We start from the raw sequence: 17,140 nt of genomic DNA, 5'->3' as shown, positions 1-17,140 counted from the left end.
CTCACAGCGCTACCTGACGGTAACGATGGGAGCCCTATTGCTCTGTGCCCTTTCGGTGTATGCCGACGCACAATATGTCAAATACTAAAACTTAGATTGTGACCCCTAATCGACTTTGTCAACTCATTGACGCTATTCTTAAGTCGAAGGCCATAACCACTAAACAAATGCAAATAATTTAAAGCAACAAGCGTGCCAATTACACAAAAATCCACAATAGCGGCTTTGAAACACGTTTAGTGTAGGTGTGGCGCCTCTTTTTGATACATGCAAAAGAATTTATGCTGTAAAAAGGTGCGTTCAGGCTTTCCATGCTTGCACAACCATGCAAACCAGGGAGCCAGAAAAATCAGTTGTCGGCGAGATCGTAAGAGCACAACTTACTCTGTAATCCTAAAAAACCGCCCTAACAGACAAAGGGTGAAGGGCTTGTAGAATTTACTGAAAGCCACCGACTTATCAGGTGATTTTGACTACTTAGAAACGGTTTGCAGCAACGAAAAAAGCAGGCAGAATGGGTCTTTGTGGGTTAGCAGGAGATATGGCACAACGGCCTAATGTGGGACTATAAACAACAAAAAGGGATAAGCTGGGATGAGAGGCAAAATTTAGAGCCGTAGATTCAGAAGGTTACGCACACAACGCCATTATACAGCGCCAGCGAAATAGACACCATCAGTGCCAAAGACGCGCAAATTGAAAAAGAGGCCGTTCCTACGTGGAGCGGCTTTTTTTGTAGGATATTTGGCACTGCCTCACAACCATCCAGCAGCCCACACAGCACGCCCAATGATCTCTAGCTCGTGCAGTTGATCCTGGGGCACCAGCACTTTGTCATAGACCGTATTCGCGCTGATGATCGAAATGCCATTGAACTGGCGCTGCAACCGCTTGGCATAGAGATGTCCATCCAGACGCAGTATATAGATACCTTCACCCTCAATCGTGGTGCGTGTGTGATCAATTAACACAGTGTCACCGCTATGTAACACCGGCTCCATGCTATCGCCATCTATACGGATCGCTGAAAGGTGATCCGGCGTAAGCCCCTGCTTGCGTAGTGAGTAGCGCGTAAAGCTGATGTGCGTGAGCACGCGACAGTTCTCGTTCCAGGCCCCATCGCCCGCACTGCACTGCGCGTCATACAGCGGCACGAAAGCGTAATCGTCCATGCCCTTTACATCTATTGAATCAGCCTTTTCCTCACCAAATGCAAGCCATTGCATGTCCTTACCAAGCGCATTAGCAATAAGCGCTAGGCGATCCAGGGTTGGATAAGTGTCTCCGCTCATATAACTGCGTATCGCACCTTCAGACAAACCGCATCGGCGCGAAAATACGCGTGCACTTTCAGTCCCTAAAGCGTCTTTAAGCCGTGTGGGGAAGCGTCCGATTCCCACAGTAGGAATCGGATGCTCGATATCATTGAGTTGGCCAGCATCCCTTTCTTCGTAACCCACTGTTTTACAACCTCATGCACAAAAATAAGAGCGAATTGCGCAATAAAAAGAAACGGATGCTCATTTATCCGCTTGATATACATTTTTATCCGCGCTATGTTTATGGGGTAAGACAGGTTAGACACCCCAAAAAACGCCACCGAGGTGACGCCATGAACCACGAAATTCCTATCAATCCTTCCCAGCGCTGGGAGTGGTTGAAGTACCAACTCCGCAGCCAGGGTTGCAGCTTGCGCAAGCTTAGCGACGAACTTGGCGTCACTGGCAATGCGGTGCAGTTGGTGAAGTACACACCCTACCCACGCATGGAACGCGCTATCGCCAAAAAGCTTGGTTTTACGCCACAAGCTATTTGGCCAGAGCGCTGGAACCCAAACGGCACGCCATGCCGTGAACGGCCTAATCGAGCTGAAAAGAGCGCATCAATATCAAGTATGCATGATAGCTGCTCTAACGTTAGAACGCATCGTCAAATGGCGCAGGGAGCCTAGCCATGCGACGTGTCAAAGACGAATTAACATTAGACATCTTTGAGGTGCCCGCGCCAGTGGTGCCCATGCCGGGTAGCGGGAACTATGCCGCCCAGGTCAGCGAGCTTGTCGGCATCGTGATGAAAGACTGCCCTGTCGACCGTTACGAAGTGGCCGCACAAATGAGCCGCCTTTCCGGTGATGATGTTTCCAAGCACATGCTCGACGCCTGGAGTTCGCCAGCCCGCAGTGATCACAACATCCCTTTCTATCGCATTCCGCTTCTTGAAGAGGTGTGCCAGAGCCACGCCTTTACCGATTGGATCGTTCACTTACGTGGTGGGCGGGTGGCCTATGGCCGCGAGGCGCTGGCAGCGGAGTACGGGAAGTTGTCGCGCGTTCAAGAGCGCGTGAATGCGGATCTACGCAAGCTGAAAAAGCTGATGGGAGAAGAGGAATGATCAGAGAAATGCTTATTCGTCCTTTTCGGGGTGCCATCCGCGCGTTGGTTCGTGAGGAGTTGAATTCGATTTGTCGTCGCGCGTCAGATCAGTCGCTTCACTCTTCTCGGTGGTCTCACCGAGAGCCTCTTCTTTGCGACGTTGTATCGGAACCGCTCGCAGCGCCGGTCGAGGAATGGCTCCGCGCAAACCCTGATTCGATGCAGGCAACTTGGCGAGCGCGTCATCTCTTACGCGCAGCAAAAGTTGCGAAGAGACAGAGCCAAGGCTCCGGTTCTTCAGAAGCCAATCGTCAAGGGTGCGATCAATGATGTCTGCCAACTTCTCCGGCTCTATTGGAAGGCTATTTAACAAGGCGAATAACACCTCTTGTAAGGCTTCGTTTTTAGACTCTAGTGCTTCCATAGCCTCTCTGATTTCGCCTAATTCTTCCTGCACTTCCAGGAACTCATTTTCATCCGCCATGGCTGCGAACTCCGTTTATTGCGATTGCAACAATATCGCACAGGGAGGTCTCGATGGGTAATTGGTACACCGCCAAAGAACTGGCCGGGTTACCAGGACTCCCCGGCACAGAACGCAACGTGCGTGAACATGCCAAGCGTCACCGCTGGGAAGGCCAGCAGCGCCTGGGTAGCAAAGCGGTGGAATACGCCTTCGCCGTGCTACCCACTGAAACCCAAAACGCCCTGTTATTGACCCAGGCAGATAACGCCGCGCCCACGCCTACCAGCACAGTAGCGCCTCAGCCAGAAGAGCAGCGCCCAGGCCAGCAGCAACTCACCGACGCCCAGCGCCAAGTGATGACCGCACGCGTTGCCTTCGTGCGTGAGATCGAACGCATGAGCAAGATGGTCAGCCAGCAGCGCGCCATTGAAACGTTAGTTGCCCACGCCAAAGAAGACGATCTAACGCCTTACCTTAAGCAGCGTGTGGTGCCGGCCAACGACCGCAAGACAGAGACGCGCAACCTGAGCGAGCGCACCCTCAAGCGTTGGATCGCTGACTTCCGCAAGCACGGCGAACGCGGCCTAGCGCCTAAACGCCGCCAAGCGGATATGAGCATGCCCGCATGGGCCGGTGATTTCCTTAAGCGCTACCAGAAGCCGCAAAAGCCGAGCGTTGAAGCTGCTTACCAGCTGCTGGTCGAACAGACCCCGCCGCCGCACCCCTCTATACACCAAGTGCGCCGCTGGCTTGCCAAGCTGTCACCGGAAGCGCGTGAGCGTGGCCGAATGGGGGCCCATGAGCTTAAAGCGCTCCAGCCGTTCAAGCGCCGCACCAGTGCTGAGCTATGGCCTAACGATGTGTGGGTAGCGGATGGCCATACCTTTGATGCCGAAGTGATCAACCCACTGACCGGCCAAGCCTTCCGGCCCGAGGTCACGCTGATTATCGACTGGGCCACGCGCCGGATCGTCGGCTTTGCCTTGAACCTTGCCGAGTCCACCGTGGCCACGCTGGATGCGCTGCGCGATGCCGTTAGTCGCGTCGGCATGTTCAACCTGTTTTACGTCGATAACGGATCAGGCTTTGCCAACGCCACTATTTATGAAGTGGTCGATCGCCTTGGCGGCACCATTACCCACTCGCTGCCTTATAACTCACAGGCACGCGGCGTGATCGAGCGCGCCCACCAAAGCACCCTGGTGAAGCTTGCTAAAACAATGGACAGCTATATCGGCGCGGACATGGATAAAGAAGCCTCGACTAAAGCGCACAAGTTAAGCCGCCGCGATATTAAAAAGGGCTTAAAACCCGCGCTAATACCCACGTTTCAGGAGTTCTTTGATTCCTTAAACGACGCATTAAACGTCTATAACCACCGCCCGCATACAGGGCTTTCCAAAGTTCGCGACTTAGACACCGGAAGACTGCGCAACCAAAGCCCCATGGAAGCCTGGAAGAGCGCCGAAGCGGAAGGTTTTGAAGCGCTCACTGCCCCTTCGGATGTGGTCGCCTCACTCATGCGCCCCCAGGAAGTGCGCAAAACCAACCGTGGCGAAGTACGCATCAACGGTGGTCTCTACTTCCTGGATGCCCTACGCGACCTGCACGGCGAAGAGATCCGCGTGGCATGGGACTACCGCGATACCGGCAGCGTCGGCGTCTACACCCTGGAAGGTGAACACCTTGGCGACGCCATATTAGACGGCAACGCCACCCCTGCTATGCCTGCAACGATGATCCAGCGCGCTGCCGAGAAGCGGGAAAAAGGCCAGCTCAACCGCCTGGCGCAGAAAGCTAAAACCATCACCGGCAGTGATGTCGAGATCCGCGCGATTACCCCCGCCGCCAGCTATTCAGACGAAAAGCAGGCAGCCGCAGGCCGCGCCTACGCCAAGCAACTGGCCGATCAAGGCACACGTTTTCAGATACCCCAGAACAAGGTCGAGCGTTATCGGCTTTGGCAAAAGCTGGATGCCCAGCTTCAGCAGAACGAAGACATGCCCGAACAGGCACGCCAGTGGCACGACAGCTACCAGCACCACAACGATTTCCGCGCAATCCAGCGCGTAATGGAAGCGGACGGGCTGTCACCCGCCCGCAACCGACGGGCCGTCTAGACCACGGCCCACGACACCCCAACCTTCGATAAGGAAGCACTATGAGCGTCAACACTATTGTACCACTCACCAACGTCGGGCTATTAGCCGCTGCCGTTGAGAGCGCCGCCAACCGACCTTCAGAACTGCCTGGCTTAGTGGTCATGTATGGCCCCAGCGGCTACGGCAAAAGCCTAGCAGCTGCCTATGCCGCCAACATGCACCGTGCCTACTACGTCGAGTGCCGCGAAAGCTGGACGAAGAAAGCGTCCGTGGTCGCCGTGCTGCGCGAGATGGGCATCATCCCCATGAAAACGCTCAGCGAGATGGTCGACCAGATCGCCGAGCAGCTCTCCCGCTCAGGCCGTCCGCTGATTGTCGATGACGTCCAGTACGTGATCGACAAAGCCGCCGCCAACGTCCTCACCGATATCTATAACGCCAGCCAAGGCACCTTGGTTCTGATCGGTGAAGAGCGCGTGCCTGCGTCAATGGCTCGCTTGGAACGCTTGCACAACCGCGTCTTAGAGTGGGTGCCCGCCCAAGCCGCCAGCCTGGATGACGTCCGCGCACTGGCTGACAAGAGCTACCCCAATATCGAGATCGAAGACGACCTGCTGGAAGCGGTAAACGACCGGGTAAAAGGCTGCCTACGCCGTGTCGCCGTCAACCTCTATCAGATCCACTCAGAAGCCACCGCCCAAGGCTGGACAATGGTTGGCCTACGGGAATGGGGCGAGCGTGAGATCCACACCGGCCAACCACCGGCGCGGAGGGGGTAATCATGTCTATCAAGCGCAAACCTTCTTTATCTACCCTAGCGGGGGATGTCACGCCCCGCCAACGCATTTGGGACGCCATCCGTCACCAGCACGCGGAAGACGGCCTGATCACGACGCAAGGCATCCGTATCGCGCTCAAACGCGAGCACGACTTAACCGATGGCCATGTTAGTGACTACCTCAGAGCGCTCATTGCAGGTGGCTTTTTAGTGCGCAGTAACCCGGATGCGCTGCCCGCTACCACGGCTATTTATATGCTCAAGCGTGACGTAGGCGTGGAAGCCCCCCGCGTGCGACGTGATGGCTCGCAGCCACCGCCGCCAGGGCGTGAGCAGCTATGGCGCACGCTCAAAATCATCGGCACCTGCACCGGGCAAGAGCTAGCTGACGCTGCCACCACAGCGGCAACGCCGGTATCCCGCGCTGCCGCCGATGAGTACCTCACCATGCTCAGCCGTGCCGAGTACGTGAAAACCGTTAGGGAAGGCAAGCCAGGCGTGCCCGCACGCTTTCAGCTGGTGCCGAGCCGCTGGACGGGGCCAATGGCGCCGCAGATCCGCCGCACCAAGCAGCTTTATGACCCCAACACCGGCGAAGTCGTCTACTCGCGAGTGACCAAAACCGAAGGGGGTGAGCCATGAGCATGCCTATCAAGAACGGCGTGATTCGTCGTACCCGTACCGTCGACATCTCTAACTGGGGCGAAGAGCCACCGCGCTGGATCGCGCTGTTAGCAGATGAAGTACGCGCAACTAACCGCAAAATCACCGGTGAGCGCATTGGGGTATCCAGGTCAGCGGTCTCTTTGGCACTGGCTAACCGCTACCCAAGCCCTTCTACAGAGAGCATCGAAAAGAAAGTGCTGCTGGCTCTGGATGGCCTTCAGTGCCCCGCGCAGCAGCTCACGATTAGCGTTGAGCAGTGCCGCGACTACCGCGCTCGCCCAGCGCCCACCCACAACCCTATGGCGATGCGGATGTGGCGGCACTGTCAGTCATGCCCGCACAACCCCGACCGTCAGCAGGGAGAAGACCAATGACCCTTAAAGCCACCTGCCCCGAGTGCGGAATGACCGGCGATATGGCCGCCTTCGTGACCCAGGGCGAACACAATCAGGCACTGGCCGCCGCGCTGGAAATGCCCGCCATGCTGAGCAGCCGCATCGTGCGCTATCTCGGCATGTTCCGGCCTGCTAGCCGAGCGCTGGCCAGCGCCAAATCAGCCCGCTTACTGACCGAGCTGAAAGAAACCATCACCAGCGGCGTGATAGAGCGTAAGGGCATCACGCGAGATGCCCCGCTAAAGGTGTGGATGTTGGCACTGGATCAACTGCTCGAACGCCCACCCAGCAACCTACCGCTCAGCAGCCACGGCTACCTATATGAAGTGGTGGCCAACTGTGCCGACCGCCACGCCGGTGAGATTGAAAAACAGCAAGAAGAGGCAAAGCGGAATGGTGACAAGAGCGGTGCCAAACATCCCGCAAACCGTTCCCCAGCAGCGGCACTGCGTGAGCGCTCCACCGATGACGTGCTTGCAGAACATGCCCGTATGGCCAATCGCCAATCCACCGTGGCCACGCCTCAGAAAGGCCAGCGCCAAACCGCCAAAAAGAACGAACAAGCCAGCGCCCCCAAGCGCCTATCGGAGCTTTTGAAAGGTGCGGCCAACGCAGGAGAACAGCAATGAGAACCTACAGCGATGCCCACATTGAACACTACGCCGACCGCTTCATCGCCCTGCGCATGGCCCGCCATGGCGTGAACCTCGCCGAGTACCTGATTAGCCCGGCCCAGTTTGAGCGCCTAGCGCTAGAGCCTGAGCCGCTATTGCCTGCCCAGCAGGCTGCCGTTCTGCGCATTTGGCAGCAATGGGATACCGGCCTAGCGGCTACCGCCAGCGAGCCAACGCCAGAAGCAGACGAGCCCTTCCAACTGCCCGGCGTCTATGCCGTATGGGAAGAATTCCTGCTGGGCATCGGCAACAACAAAGCGATCCGCCAGCGCAACGGTGCCTTTGTAGAGCCGCTGCACCACCACCGCCACAAAAATGCCCGTAACAGCAACGCCAACTTCGCCCGTAAAGGAGCTTGAACATGAACAGCCCAGCTACAGATAACCAGCCAATACCCGAGGGCTTCCGCATGGACGCCAAAGGCCGCCTGATTCCCGAATCGCAGATCAAGCCGATTGACCAAGTGCGCGACGAACTGGTGCTCTCGATTGTCGACCGCGCTACTGAACTGCGCGACCAGCTCAAAGACTTTAAAGCCGATGTGTTTAGCGAGATCGCCGCGCTAATCGAAACGTCAGCACTGGAATACGACGTTCAGATCGGCGGCAAGAAAGGCAACGTGCAGCTAGTCAGCTTCTGCGGCAAGTACAAGGTGCTGCGCGCTATCTCCGAAACCATCACCTTTGATGAGCGCTTACAGGCGGCCAAGGGGTTGATTGAAGAATGCCTGCGCGACTGGACAACTGACGCCCGGCCCGAAGTGGCCACCATCGTACAAGACGCCTTCCGCGTCGATACGGCGGGCAACATCCGCACCGGCCAAGTGCTAGGCCTGCGTCGCCTCAACATTCAGGACAAGCGCTGGCTAAAAGCCATGGATGCCATCTCAGACGCCGTGCAAGTCACCGGCTCCAAGAGCTACATCCGTATCTATGAGCGCGTCGGCAGCACCAATCAGTATCAGCCCATCAGCCTAGATATGGCGGGGGTGTGAGATGACGAGCATACCCAACGCTTCCTCTATCCGCGTTAGCCCCGCTATCGGTGGCTTTGTCGCCACCCTACGCGGCAAGCGCGCCACTGGTACCACTCACCGTGAAGCGGCGCTAGCCGTAGCGCGCCAGGTGTACGGCCCAAAGGTCAACGTGGTGAACGACTACCTACGCGATTCAGACCCTGCGGCGGGCATTCAGTACCGCTATCACATCACTCATCGCGCTAACCGAGGTGCCGCATGAACGAGCACACCATCGTTGTTCGCTTCCCTGAAGGCGTTCAGCCGAGCTACAGCGCGGCTACCGAGTTCCAGGGTGGCCAAGTGGTCGCCGTTTGCTTTGACGGTAATCAGCTTGAGATCGTCGACCAAATGGAAGAAGCCCTGGAGGGGCTCTTGGAAATCGTCAGCGGGCTACAGCCCTGCGATGTGCAACGCCTACAAACACAAGCCAGCAACGTACTGAAGAAAAGGCAATTCGGTAAGTAAGCGAAACGCCCTGCCAATGGCAGGGCGTCTGCTGGGCGTGGTGGCCCAGCACTGATGAGCAGCCAATGAGGTGAAGAATGGATAAGTGGAAAGATATCAAAGAGCGCTTAAACCACCTGCACGGTTCAGTAGAGCTGCTGGCGGATGGGCACACGCTGTCAATGATCAAGGTGCATGACGGAAAGAAGATCTTTGTCCGCGTCTACGTAGACGGCTGTGTGGACTTCAAATGGACAAAAACCGAGGACGGTAAGCCAGTGCATGCCCAAGGGCGATTCTGGCGGCCATTGAAACGGGCGGCATATCCAAAAAAAGCTTACCCGAGCTTGAAACGTATATATGGCAAGAAAGAAGCCGATCGAATGGTAGCGCCTCGGGTGATCGGCGTAGTGCCCGATTTTGGCACCGAGGGCGCTGCGGTGTCTCACCTCAAGAGGCACTTCCCTGATCTTGAGATCAAGGCCGATGGGGTGGCGTCATGATCACCAAAGGCAAGCTGGCTCAAATCCATATCGCCAAGGCACAACTAGGCCTAACCGATGAAGACTACCGCGCCATTCTCGCCCGCACCGCGGGCGTGAGCAGTGCCAAAGAACTCACAAATAAGACGGTAGGCGGTGTGATGTTTGAGTTTCGCCGCTTGGGATTTGAGCCGAAGCCCGCTAAGAAGGCAGGCCGGAAAGCACCGCGCCCGCCGCGCTCGCGCCAAAACGTGATGAGCAAGATTGAAGCAATGCTCACCCACGCAAAGCGCCCTTGGGCCTACGCAGACAGCATGGCAAAGCGGATGTTTGACGTTGAGCGGGTGGACTGGCTGGACGATGACCAGCTACACCGCCTGATGACTGGGCTGATCATCGACGCAAAACGGCAAGGACGGTACCCCGATGAACTCGCCTGATTTTAGAAAACAACAGCATGTGGATAACCTGGATCTAGGCTTCGGCATCCCCACGGATGCCCTTGATTACCTCGACCCGGAGATCCTCAAGAAGTGGCCGCAGGGGTTAAGCGACATGCTCACCGTGGTCGAGAACGCCCACATCCGCGCCGGTGATGAACCCAAGGTGGCGCGCCGCCGCGCCTTTGCTGCCGTGCGTGCTATCAGCGCCTTTGCCGGTGGCCGTAGCCTGTACGTGCCCCAGGGCCGCCAGCTAGACCGCGCCCTGCGTGACCGGGAAATATGGGAGCGTCACACCGGCGACAATATCCCGCAACTGGTCGACGATTACGGGCTTACAGAGGCGCAGGTTTACAGCATTCTAGGTGAGCAACGTAAGCTCGCCCGCGCCCGCATGCAGTCAGACCTTTTCGGCGACAGCGCAAACGGCTAAGCTAGCCTCAATAATTAGGGGAACGATATGAAAGTATTGGTAGGGATTACAATTATCAGTGCTGCAATGCTAGCCGGCTGTAAACCATCCGTATCTGAAATAGACAAAGCAAAAGATGCGGTGGCCGAGAGGCTGCGAGACCCGAGCTCAGCGCAGTTTAGAAACGTGAAAGGGGGTGAAAGAAGAGGACTTTATAGCGTCTGTGGAGAGGTTAACGGGAAAAATGCTTATGGTGCTTACTCTGGCTATGAGCGCTTTATTACAAACAATGAGGGCAACGTCGTCTATCTAGAATCTCAATTACCTACGTTTAACGTGATGTGGATCACCGACTGCCCGAGTTGATCAACCGCTCGATATCCCAACAAACCCGCCCCGGCGGGTTGTTTGCTTTCTAGCCCCCGCAAAACTCCTAAACCGCTTGATTCCCGGCGCCTAGCCAATCCCCCTTAGCCTGAACCTCACTGCACCGCACCCTTTGCACTGAGGCTACCACCGTGAACACCCACTCCCTATTCGACAAATTCCGCATCGGCCCCTGGTTGATCCTCGCTATCATCACGTCGATTGCCGTGGGCTTCTTATACCCGCACCAGCTCGGCGTATTGCTCTGGTCGCTTACCAAGTTGTGTTGGGGCGCTTATCTGGGTTACTGGATCGACCGCTCAATGTTCCCGTATGCACGCCCCGGTGCCTGGGTCGATAGCGACGCTGACCGACCACTTCTACCGCTGTTCATGCTCCGCCGAGTCATCATCATTGCCGCCGCCATCCTCGCCCTTGGCTTGGGGGTATAGCGTGAGTGCCCCCGCCAACACCGATTGGTTACTTGAAGAAGGCACCCGCCTTGCCGCTGAAATCAAAGCGCTAGAAGGCCAGCCCAACGCGGGCCCCAAGCTGCTGGTGCTCTACATGCAGCTGCAAGACGTGGTGCAGCGTGCCTCTACTCAGTTGCAGGAGGCACGCGCATGATTCGATTGCTGCTAGCTGCTATCACGCTGGTAGCGCTAATGGCCTGCGCCCCGGCTAACGCCCAGATACCCAGCGCAGCCAACGGCTATGAGCGCGAGCTAACCCGCATCGTGCAACAGGAATGGGGCATGAATGGCCGTGTAGCCGTTCATGCCGCGCAGATCCACCAGGAAAGCGCCTGGCGTTCCAACGTCAACAGCCCCGTAGGTGCGCAGGGGCTTAGCCAGTTTATGCCGACTACCAGCACCTGGATCGCTGAGATTTACCCCGACCTGGGTCGCGCTGCGCCGTATTCCCCCGACTGGGCCATGAGAGCCCAAGCACGGTACAACAAGTGGCATTGGCAGAGGCTAAGCAGTGCCGTGGATGAATGCCAACGCTGGGCGTTTGCGCTGAGTGCCTACAACGGTGGGCTGGGCTGGGTGCAACGTGACCAACGCTTAGCACGCGCCGCCGGGGATAACCCCGGCGTTTGGTTTGGCAGCGTCGAGAAGTACACCGCCCGTGCTGGCTGGGCCCTGCGAGAAAACCGCCACTACGTGCGCCACATCCTTTTGGAACTCACGCCCCGCTATACGCAAGCAGGCTGGCAAGGGGGTGCGCCATGCTCCAGCGTGTAACGACTTTTATGCTGGTGGCGCTTTCTGTCGCTCTGCTGTGGAAGACATGGCAGGCAAGTGATCTCGCCAATGAGCTTGCCCTTGAACGCTCAGCGTTATCGGAAATGACCGACAAGCGTGATGCCTGGCAGTTGGAAGCCAATGAGGTCGCCGACAAGTTAGACGAAGCTGAGCAGCGCTACCGAGACGCCGAAGCGGCTGTTCAAGCGCTTCAGGATGAACTGGCCGAGCAGGCTGAGGACTACGAAAGCCTGCGCCAACGCATCCAACGCTCACCCGCCAGTGACGATGGCCCAGTGGCCCCTGTGCTGCGTGACACCTTGGAGAGCCTGCCATGACCTTGAAAGCCATCGTCATTATAGGTGCCGGGGCATTGCTGGCCGCCTGCGGCAGCAGGCCACCAGAGCCAATACCCTCACCGCCAGCCATCAGCGTGTACATGTGCGCGGCCCCGGCAGGCATGACCGAACCCGAACGCCAACCGTTGCGTCCCTTGGGCAATTACACCCAAGACGACGTAGCGCTCTACATCACCGACTTACACCACTGGGCAACACGCGGTTGGCTGAAAGTCGCCCGCATTCGCGAACATGCTGATAAGTGCGCGCAAAGCGCCGACGACGAAGAAACCGAGTAAGGGGAATAACGTGGAAATAATCAACTGGTCAGCCGCCAAGGTGGTGTTTGACGTACTGCAAGCGCTCTTTATGGGCGTAATGGCCGTGTATGTTTTTTGGCTGAACAAGCATCGTGCCAGCCAATCCGCTATCAAAGAAACGCACCAGCGCATTGATGGCGTCGAGAAACAGGTGGTGAAACTCGAACACCAGATGGAGCGTCTGCCCAACCATGCGGATCTGCGAAAGCTGCAAGAGCAGATGACCAATACCAACGTGCTGCTGGCCGAAATTAGTGCCAGCCAAAAGGCGACGTCGGTGCAGGTTAACCGCATGAGTGACTATCTCATGAACCAACCGCGTGGAGGCCACTAATGCAGAGCTATGCCGACTTTGAAACCGAAGGCCGCCGCCTGGTTATTCTGCGCATTCTCTCGCGCCGAAGCCAGTTTACCACCAATGAGTACTCGCTAAACGACGAGCTGAAAGGTGCCTATGCGCACCATATCAGCCGTGACCGCTTGCACTCAGACCTGGCGTGGTTGGATGAGCAAGGCCTGGTGATTACCCAGCAGCCCCGCGCCGGGTGGGTGATTACGCTGACAGGCCGTGGTGCTGATTGCGCTGAAGGCCTCGCCAATGTGCCTGGCGTTGCCAAACCGCGCCCAGGAGCATGAGCCATGCCTCCCCGCAATAAAGTATTCGACCTGCCCCAAGAGGTACGCGAGCAGCTCAACGAGCGCCTGGTCAGCAGCGGCTTTCAGGGTTATGAGGCGTTAGCCGGGTGGCTTAGCGAACGCGGTTATAACGTTTCCAAATCAAGCGTGCATCGTTATGGCCAGGATTTGCAGGAAGAGTTCGAAGAGGCCATGGGCGATGTGCGTAAGACCACCGAGCTTGCCCGCGCCATGGCGAGCGAAGGCGAAGACGAAAGCGGCCACTTGATCGACGCGACCGCGCGGATCGTGCAAGACCAGTTGCTGCGTATCTCTATCGCCATGCGCAAAGCCGAGCACGAACCTGATGTGGCGGCTAAGCACCTTTCCAGCGTCACCAAAGCCTTAGCGGATATTGGCCGCGTATCGCTTAGCCAGAAAAAGTGGGCCAAAGAATTGCGGGTGGAAGTGGCGAAAGAAGCCGCTGAGAAGGCAGAAAGCAGCATGGCCACCCAAGGCATGAGCCGCGAAGCCATCGACGCCATCAAGCGTGACATCCTGGGGATTGCTTGATGAGCGCCGCACAGTCCACAGCGCCCGCTGCCGCGCTGCCTAAATCCATTCTGCTGCCCTACCAAAAGGCCTGGATCGAAGACACCTCCGATCTCAAGATCGCAGAGAAAAGCCGCCGTACCGGCTTAACCTGGGGCGAAGCGGCGGATGCCGTGCTAACCGCTAGCACCGCTAAAGCCGCCGGTGGTACCAACCACTTCTATGTGGGCTCTAACAAAGACATGGCCATCGAGTTTATCGATGCCTGCGCCATGTGGGCCAAGGCGTTCAACCGCGCCGCCTCGCACATCCAGGAAGAGCTTTACAAGGATGAGGATAAAGACATCCTTACCTTCAACATCCACTTTGCCAGCGGTTTCAAGATCCAAGCTCTATCCAGCCGCCCCAGCAACATGCGGGGCCGCCAGGGTAACGTCACCATTGACGAAGCGGCACACCATGATCAGCTCGCCGAAGTACTCAAAGCCGCGCTAGCCCTCACTATGTGGGGCGCCAAGGTGCGCCTGATCAGCACACACAACGGTGTCGAGAACCTGTTCAATGAGCTGATCCAAGACAGTCGCGCAGGCAAAAAGCGCTATAGCATTCACCGTATCACCCTAGATGAAGCTTTAGAGCAGGGGCTATACCAGCGCATTTGCCAAGTACGCGGCAAGCCCTGGAGCCCGGAAGCGGAAGAGCAGTTTAAGGCCAACCTACTCAAGGATACGGCCACCAAAGAAGATGCCCTGGAGGAATACTACTGCGTACCCAAATCAGGCGGCGGCGCCTACCTTTCCCGCGCCATGATCGAAGCACGCATGGTCGATGCGCCGGTGATTCGCTTTGAAGGCAGTGCCGAATTCAACGCGGTACCCGAGCACTACCGGGCGCTGGAGATAGCCGACTGGTGCAACGAACACCTGCTGCCACTGCTTGAAAAACTCGACCCGCGTTTAACCCACTGCTTTGGGGAAGACTTTGGGCGCAGTGGGGATTTAACCGTCATTGCCCCGATGGCCATCACCCAGCAGCTTGTGCGCCAGGTGCCTTTCCTGGTCGAGCTGCGCAACGTGCCGTTTAAGCAGCAAGAGCAAGTGCTGTTCTTTATTGCCGATCGTTTGCCACGTCTTCAAGGCGGCGCGCTAGATGGTCGCGGTAACGGCCAATACCTGGCAGAGCAAGCAGCAGAGCGCTACGGAAGCATTGTCGAGGTCGTAATGCTTTCCCAAAGCTGGTACCTGAACAACATGCCCCCGTTTAAAGCCGCGTTTGAAGATGAACTAATCCTAATTCCGCGCGACAGCAACGTGGTCGATGACCTGCGCGCCCTGCAAGTGATCAAGGGGGTGCCCAAGCTACCCGATGCTAAAACCGGCGATAGCAAAGACCGCCACGGCGATGCCGCTATCGCGCTGGCCATGGCGTACTACGCCAGCCTAATGGATGTAGCCCCGATCGAATTCACTCCCGCGCCCCTGCCTGGCTCACGCCAGGACAACGACAGCGATGACATTGAACCCACAGGTTTTGGCGGTTTTAAAAGCACAGGAGGCGGCGCATGGTAAGCCCCAAGTCACTCATTAAGCGCCTGTTTGGCAGCGAGAGCAGTCAAGCGCTAGATGAAGAGCAAACGAAGAACGACGCCCGCATCGGGCAGCTCAAGCGCGAGTTTTCCGAGCACCCCACCAAAGGGCTAACGCCTGCGCGGTTGTACCAGATCCTTGAAGCCGCAGAGCAAGGCGACCTGAAAGCTCAAAGCGAGCTGTTCGATGATATGGAAGAAAAGGATGCCCAGATCGGTGCCGACCTCGGCAAGCGCCGCCAGTTAAGCGCGGAACGCGAATGGCAGATCGTACCGCCAGACGGCGCCGACGCCCGCGAGAAGAAAGCCGCCGAGCAAGCAGCGGAAGTGTTCAGCGGGCTGGAAGTCGAAGACCTGATTCTAGACTTGGGTACCGGCATCGGCCACGGCTGGGCCAACCTGGAGCTACCGTGGAACCGCGACGGCGCCACGCGCTATATCGAGCAGCCCACGCTACGCCCGCACAGCTGGTTTAGGTTGCATCCGGATGATCAGAACTGCATCACCCTACGCGACAACAGTGCCACGGGTGCCGAGCTATGGCCGCTGGGCTGGGTGCAACACCGCCACCGTGCCAAGAGCGGCTACGTAGCACGCATGGGCTTACACCGCATGTTGGCGTGGCCGTACCTGTTCCAGAACTACGCGCTAGGCGACTTGGCGCAGCTGCTGGAAATCTACGGCATGCCTGCCCGCATCGGGAAGTACCCGAAGAACGCCACCGAAAAAGAGAAGGCCACTCTGCTGCGCGCTGTGGTTACGCTGGGCCAGAACGCGGCGGGTATTATCCCTGAAGGCATGGACATTGAGTTCATGGAAGCGGCGGGTAAAGGTAGCTCCGCCGACCTCTACAAAACCATGATGGACTGGTGCGAGCGCGCCAAAGCCAAGGCCATTCTAGGCGGCACGCTGACATCTGGCACCGGCGAAGGCACAAACACCAACGCCCTGGGCAATGTTCACGAGCGCGGACAAACCAGTCTTATACGCTCCGACGTGCGCCAGTACGCGGGTAGCGTTGGCAAACAAATCCTGTGGCCCATGGCTGCGCTGAACTATGGCATCGACAAGCCCAGCCGCGCGCCGCGCTTTTACCTGGATACTGGCGAAACCGAGGATCTCGACCGCCTCTCCAAAAGCCTGCCCACCTTTGTGGATATGGGTGCGAAAATCCCCAGTTGGTGGTTCCATGAGAAGTCCGGCATCCCCAAGGCCCAAGAAGGCGAAGAGGTGCTTATGCCAAAGGCAGCACCAAGCCCGTTTGGTGCGCTGCGCATTCCTGCCTCACGGCCACCAATCGCAGCCCTGCGCCAGGCACCCATCCAACCGGGCCAGCCCAGCTACTACCGTGACGCCACCCTCAACCAGCTCGACGACGACGCGCAGACGATCGTGGATGCCTGGGTGACGCAAGTGCAGCAGCTCGCCGAGCAAGCCGAAAGTTTAGAGCAGCTGCAAGAGATGATCGCCACGGCCTTCGATGACCTGGACGAAAGCGAGCTTGCTGATGTGATGGCCATCGCTTTTGAGGCCGCTGATTTAGCAGGTCGCGCAACGGTCGACGAGGAAACCGGCAATGCCGATTAGCGCCCAGTTCAACCGCCCGTTCCCAGAGCAGGTCACGTTCTTTCGTAACAAGCTCAACCTGCCCACCACGCGCTCCGGCCAGATCACACGCGACCAAAACGACGCAGCCTTTGTAGTCGCCGGTGCCACCAAGGCGGACCTACTCGCGGATCTACGCGGCGCGGTCGATGACGCGATCAGCAACGGGCAAAGTCTGGGTGAGTTCCGAAGCCAGTTCAATGAGATCGTGTCGAAACGTGGGTGGACGGGCTGGACAGGCGAAGGTAGCAAAGCGGGCCGCG

The 17,140-nt window shown here is 57.6% G+C and carries 28 protein-coding genes and 1 other RNA gene; 27 read left to right on the top strand and 2 right to left on the bottom strand.

Going from position 1 to position 17,140, the window contains the following annotated elements:
- Positions 1-755: 755 nt before the first annotated feature.
- Entirely contained in the window at positions 756-1,460 is a 705-nt protein-coding gene (locus ACTH5D_RS10190) for an XRE family transcriptional regulator (protein WP_441670842.1), read from the bottom strand.
- A gap of 152 nt (positions 1,461-1,612) precedes the next feature.
- Between ACTH5D_RS10190 and ACTH5D_RS10185 the strand changes: the two genes are divergently transcribed.
- A complete protein-coding gene (locus ACTH5D_RS10185) occupies positions 1,613-1,951 on the top strand; it encodes a helix-turn-helix domain-containing protein (protein WP_441670840.1) in 339 nt (112 codons plus the stop codon).
- Between the two features lie 2 nt (positions 1,952-1,953).
- Positions 1,954-2,391: a hypothetical protein gene (locus ACTH5D_RS10180; RefSeq protein WP_441670838.1), complete on the top strand. Its 438-nt coding sequence runs from the start codon at positions 1,954-1,956 to the stop codon at positions 2,389-2,391.
- Between the two features lie 12 nt (positions 2,392-2,403).
- On the opposite strand, the gene ACTH5D_RS10175 is transcribed toward ACTH5D_RS10180, so the two are convergent.
- Positions 2,404-2,856: a hypothetical protein gene (locus tag ACTH5D_RS10175; protein WP_441670836.1), complete on the bottom strand. Its 453-nt coding sequence runs from the start codon at positions 2,854-2,856 to the stop codon at positions 2,404-2,406.
- Between the two features lie 53 nt (positions 2,857-2,909).
- Between ACTH5D_RS10175 and ACTH5D_RS10170 the strand changes: the two genes are divergently transcribed.
- From ACTH5D_RS10170 to ACTH5D_RS10050, 25 genes are all read left to right on the top strand, one after another.
- Positions 2,910-4,958, top strand: coding sequence for a DNA-binding protein (locus tag ACTH5D_RS10170; protein WP_441670834.1), 2,049 nt, complete (start codon positions 2,910-2,912; stop codon positions 4,956-4,958).
- Positions 4,959-4,999: 41 nt separating this feature from the next.
- Positions 5,000-5,719: an AAA family ATPase gene (locus ACTH5D_RS10165; RefSeq protein WP_441670832.1), complete on the top strand. Its 720-nt coding sequence runs from the start codon at positions 5,000-5,002 to the stop codon at positions 5,717-5,719.
- 2 nt (positions 5,720-5,721) lie between these two features.
- Positions 5,722-6,360 carry a hypothetical protein gene (locus ACTH5D_RS10160; protein ID WP_441670830.1) on the top strand — a complete coding sequence of 213 codons (639 nt, stop codon included), beginning with the start codon at positions 5,722-5,724 and terminating at the stop codon, positions 6,358-6,360.
- Entirely contained in the window at positions 6,357-6,758 is a 402-nt protein-coding gene (locus tag ACTH5D_RS10155) for a hypothetical protein (protein ID WP_441670828.1), read from the top strand. The genes ACTH5D_RS10160 and ACTH5D_RS10155 overlap by 4 nt, the downstream gene beginning before the upstream one ends.
- On the top strand, positions 6,755-7,408 hold the full coding sequence (locus tag ACTH5D_RS10150; protein ID WP_441670826.1) for a hypothetical protein: 654 nt from the start codon (positions 6,755-6,757) through the stop codon (positions 7,406-7,408). Before ACTH5D_RS10155 ends, ACTH5D_RS10150 begins: the two co-directional genes overlap by 4 nt.
- Entirely contained in the window at positions 7,405-7,812 is a 408-nt protein-coding gene (locus tag ACTH5D_RS10145) for a hypothetical protein (RefSeq protein ID WP_441670824.1), read from the top strand. Before ACTH5D_RS10150 ends, ACTH5D_RS10145 begins: the two co-directional genes overlap by 4 nt.
- Before the next feature lie 2 nt (positions 7,813-7,814).
- Entirely contained in the window at positions 7,815-8,447 is a 633-nt protein-coding gene (locus tag ACTH5D_RS10140) for a DUF3164 family protein (protein ID WP_441670822.1), read from the top strand.
- A gap of 1 nt (position 8,448) precedes the next feature.
- Positions 8,449-8,691 carry a hypothetical protein gene (locus ACTH5D_RS10135; RefSeq protein WP_441670820.1) on the top strand — a complete coding sequence of 81 codons (243 nt, stop codon included), beginning with the start codon at positions 8,449-8,451 and terminating at the stop codon, positions 8,689-8,691.
- Positions 8,688-8,936, top strand: coding sequence for a hypothetical protein (locus ACTH5D_RS10130; protein ID WP_441670818.1), 249 nt, complete (start codon positions 8,688-8,690; stop codon positions 8,934-8,936). The genes ACTH5D_RS10135 and ACTH5D_RS10130 overlap by 4 nt, the downstream gene beginning before the upstream one ends.
- Positions 8,935-9,004: hammerhead ribozyme type II (locus tag ACTH5D_RS10125), an RNA gene on the top strand. Before ACTH5D_RS10130 ends, ACTH5D_RS10125 begins: the two co-directional genes overlap by 2 nt.
- A 9-nt stretch (positions 9,005-9,013) precedes the next feature.
- Positions 9,014-9,418, top strand: a complete 405-nt coding sequence (locus ACTH5D_RS10120; RefSeq protein WP_441670816.1) for a hypothetical protein — start codon at positions 9,014-9,016, stop codon at positions 9,416-9,418.
- Complete coding sequence (locus ACTH5D_RS10115; protein WP_441670814.1) at positions 9,415-9,837, top strand: gp16 family protein; 423 nt, start codon at positions 9,415-9,417, stop codon at positions 9,835-9,837. Before ACTH5D_RS10120 ends, ACTH5D_RS10115 begins: the two co-directional genes overlap by 4 nt.
- On the top strand, positions 9,824-10,270 hold the full coding sequence (locus ACTH5D_RS10110) for a Mor transcription activator family protein (protein ID WP_441670812.1): 447 nt from the start codon (positions 9,824-9,826) through the stop codon (positions 10,268-10,270). Before ACTH5D_RS10115 ends, ACTH5D_RS10110 begins: the two co-directional genes overlap by 14 nt.
- Positions 10,271-10,297: 27 nt before the next feature.
- On the top strand, positions 10,298-10,615 hold the full coding sequence (locus ACTH5D_RS10105; RefSeq protein ID WP_441670810.1) for a hypothetical protein: 318 nt from the start codon (positions 10,298-10,300) through the stop codon (positions 10,613-10,615).
- Between the two features lie 152 nt (positions 10,616-10,767).
- Positions 10,768-11,067, top strand: a complete 300-nt coding sequence (locus ACTH5D_RS10100) for a putative holin (RefSeq protein ID WP_441670808.1) — start codon at positions 10,768-10,770, stop codon at positions 11,065-11,067.
- 1 nt (position 11,068) lies between these two features.
- Positions 11,069-11,242: a hypothetical protein gene (locus ACTH5D_RS10095; protein WP_237673599.1), complete on the top strand. Its 174-nt coding sequence runs from the start codon at positions 11,069-11,071 to the stop codon at positions 11,240-11,242.
- Positions 11,239-11,862: a transglycosylase SLT domain-containing protein gene (locus tag ACTH5D_RS10090; protein ID WP_441670806.1), complete on the top strand. Its 624-nt coding sequence runs from the start codon at positions 11,239-11,241 to the stop codon at positions 11,860-11,862. Before ACTH5D_RS10095 ends, ACTH5D_RS10090 begins: the two co-directional genes overlap by 4 nt.
- Positions 11,847-12,200, top strand: a complete 354-nt coding sequence (locus ACTH5D_RS10085) for a hypothetical protein (protein WP_441670804.1) — start codon at positions 11,847-11,849, stop codon at positions 12,198-12,200. The genes ACTH5D_RS10090 and ACTH5D_RS10085 overlap by 16 nt, the downstream gene beginning before the upstream one ends.
- Positions 12,197-12,499: a hypothetical protein gene (locus ACTH5D_RS10080; protein ID WP_441670802.1), complete on the top strand. Its 303-nt coding sequence runs from the start codon at positions 12,197-12,199 to the stop codon at positions 12,497-12,499. The genes ACTH5D_RS10085 and ACTH5D_RS10080 overlap by 4 nt, the downstream gene beginning before the upstream one ends.
- A gap of 10 nt (positions 12,500-12,509) precedes the next feature.
- Entirely contained in the window at positions 12,510-12,854 is a 345-nt protein-coding gene (locus tag ACTH5D_RS10075; protein WP_441670800.1) for a DUF2730 family protein, read from the top strand.
- Complete coding sequence (locus ACTH5D_RS10070) at positions 12,854-13,156, top strand: VpaChn25_0724 family phage protein (protein WP_441670798.1); 303 nt, start codon at positions 12,854-12,856, stop codon at positions 13,154-13,156. The genes ACTH5D_RS10075 and ACTH5D_RS10070 overlap by 1 nt, the downstream gene beginning before the upstream one ends.
- Before the next feature lie 3 nt (positions 13,157-13,159).
- Positions 13,160-13,708 carry a DUF3486 family protein gene (locus tag ACTH5D_RS10065; RefSeq protein ID WP_441670796.1) on the top strand — a complete coding sequence of 183 codons (549 nt, stop codon included), beginning with the start codon at positions 13,160-13,162 and terminating at the stop codon, positions 13,706-13,708.
- A complete protein-coding gene (locus ACTH5D_RS10060; protein ID WP_441670794.1) occupies positions 13,708-15,255 on the top strand; it encodes a terminase large subunit domain-containing protein in 1,548 nt (515 codons plus the stop codon). The genes ACTH5D_RS10065 and ACTH5D_RS10060 overlap by 1 nt, the downstream gene beginning before the upstream one ends.
- On the top strand, positions 15,249-16,859 hold the full coding sequence (locus tag ACTH5D_RS10055) for a DUF935 domain-containing protein (protein WP_441670792.1): 1,611 nt from the start codon (positions 15,249-15,251) through the stop codon (positions 16,857-16,859). Before ACTH5D_RS10060 ends, ACTH5D_RS10055 begins: the two co-directional genes overlap by 7 nt.
- Positions 16,849-17,140 (top strand): phage head morphogenesis protein (locus ACTH5D_RS10050; protein ID WP_441670790.1); only part of this gene is annotated, 292 nt, incomplete at its 3' end. The genes ACTH5D_RS10055 and ACTH5D_RS10050, both read left to right, overlap by 11 nt.

The sequence above is a fragment of the Halomonas sp. genome, from assembly GCF_052095695.1.
Taxonomy (GTDB): Bacteria; Pseudomonadota; Gammaproteobacteria; order Pseudomonadales; family Halomonadaceae; genus Vreelandella.
This window is presented reverse-complemented; position numbering and strand designations above follow the sequence as displayed.

Bases quoted from the DNA above. Each gene is read 5' to 3' on its own strand.
- ACTH5D_RS10185 (WP_441670840.1), top strand. From the start codon at position 1,613: ATGAACCACGAAATTCCTATCAATCCTTCCCAGCGCTGGGAGTGGTTG.
- ACTH5D_RS10180 (WP_441670838.1), top strand. From the start codon at position 1,954: ATGCGACGTGTCAAAGACGAATTAACATTAGACATCTTTGAGGTGCCC.
- ACTH5D_RS10175 (WP_441670836.1), bottom strand. From the start codon at position 2,856: ATGGCGGATGAAAATGAGTTCCTGGAAGTGCAGGAAGAATTAGGCGAA.
- ACTH5D_RS10170 (WP_441670834.1), top strand. From the start codon at position 2,910: ATGGGTAATTGGTACACCGCCAAAGAACTGGCCGGGTTACCAGGACTC.
- ACTH5D_RS10165 (WP_441670832.1), top strand. From the start codon at position 5,000: ATGAGCGTCAACACTATTGTACCACTCACCAACGTCGGGCTATTAGCC.
- ACTH5D_RS10160 (WP_441670830.1), top strand. From the start codon at position 5,722: ATGTCTATCAAGCGCAAACCTTCTTTATCTACCCTAGCGGGGGATGTC.
- ACTH5D_RS10155 (WP_441670828.1), top strand. From the start codon at position 6,357: ATGAGCATGCCTATCAAGAACGGCGTGATTCGTCGTACCCGTACCGTC.
- ACTH5D_RS10150 (WP_441670826.1), top strand. From the start codon at position 6,755: ATGACCCTTAAAGCCACCTGCCCCGAGTGCGGAATGACCGGCGATATG.
- ACTH5D_RS10145 (WP_441670824.1), top strand. From the start codon at position 7,405: ATGAGAACCTACAGCGATGCCCACATTGAACACTACGCCGACCGCTTC.
- ACTH5D_RS10140 (WP_441670822.1), top strand. From the start codon at position 7,815: ATGAACAGCCCAGCTACAGATAACCAGCCAATACCCGAGGGCTTCCGC.
- ACTH5D_RS10135 (WP_441670820.1), top strand. From the start codon at position 8,449: ATGACGAGCATACCCAACGCTTCCTCTATCCGCGTTAGCCCCGCTATC.
- ACTH5D_RS10130 (WP_441670818.1), top strand. From the start codon at position 8,688: ATGAACGAGCACACCATCGTTGTTCGCTTCCCTGAAGGCGTTCAGCCG.
- ACTH5D_RS10120 (WP_441670816.1), top strand. From the start codon at position 9,014: ATGGATAAGTGGAAAGATATCAAAGAGCGCTTAAACCACCTGCACGGT.
- ACTH5D_RS10115 (WP_441670814.1), top strand. From the start codon at position 9,415: ATGATCACCAAAGGCAAGCTGGCTCAAATCCATATCGCCAAGGCACAA.
- ACTH5D_RS10110 (WP_441670812.1), top strand. From the start codon at position 9,824: ATGAACTCGCCTGATTTTAGAAAACAACAGCATGTGGATAACCTGGAT.
- ACTH5D_RS10105 (WP_441670810.1), top strand. From the start codon at position 10,298: ATGAAAGTATTGGTAGGGATTACAATTATCAGTGCTGCAATGCTAGCC.
- ACTH5D_RS10090 (WP_441670806.1), top strand. From the start codon at position 11,239: ATGATTCGATTGCTGCTAGCTGCTATCACGCTGGTAGCGCTAATGGCC.
- ACTH5D_RS10085 (WP_441670804.1), top strand. From the start codon at position 11,847: ATGCTCCAGCGTGTAACGACTTTTATGCTGGTGGCGCTTTCTGTCGCT.
- ACTH5D_RS10080 (WP_441670802.1), top strand. From the start codon at position 12,197: ATGACCTTGAAAGCCATCGTCATTATAGGTGCCGGGGCATTGCTGGCC.
- ACTH5D_RS10070 (WP_441670798.1), top strand. From the start codon at position 12,854: ATGCAGAGCTATGCCGACTTTGAAACCGAAGGCCGCCGCCTGGTTATT.
- ACTH5D_RS10065 (WP_441670796.1), top strand. From the start codon at position 13,160: ATGCCTCCCCGCAATAAAGTATTCGACCTGCCCCAAGAGGTACGCGAG.
- ACTH5D_RS10060 (WP_441670794.1), top strand. From the start codon at position 13,708: ATGAGCGCCGCACAGTCCACAGCGCCCGCTGCCGCGCTGCCTAAATCC.
- ACTH5D_RS10055 (WP_441670792.1), top strand. From the start codon at position 15,249: ATGGTAAGCCCCAAGTCACTCATTAAGCGCCTGTTTGGCAGCGAGAGC.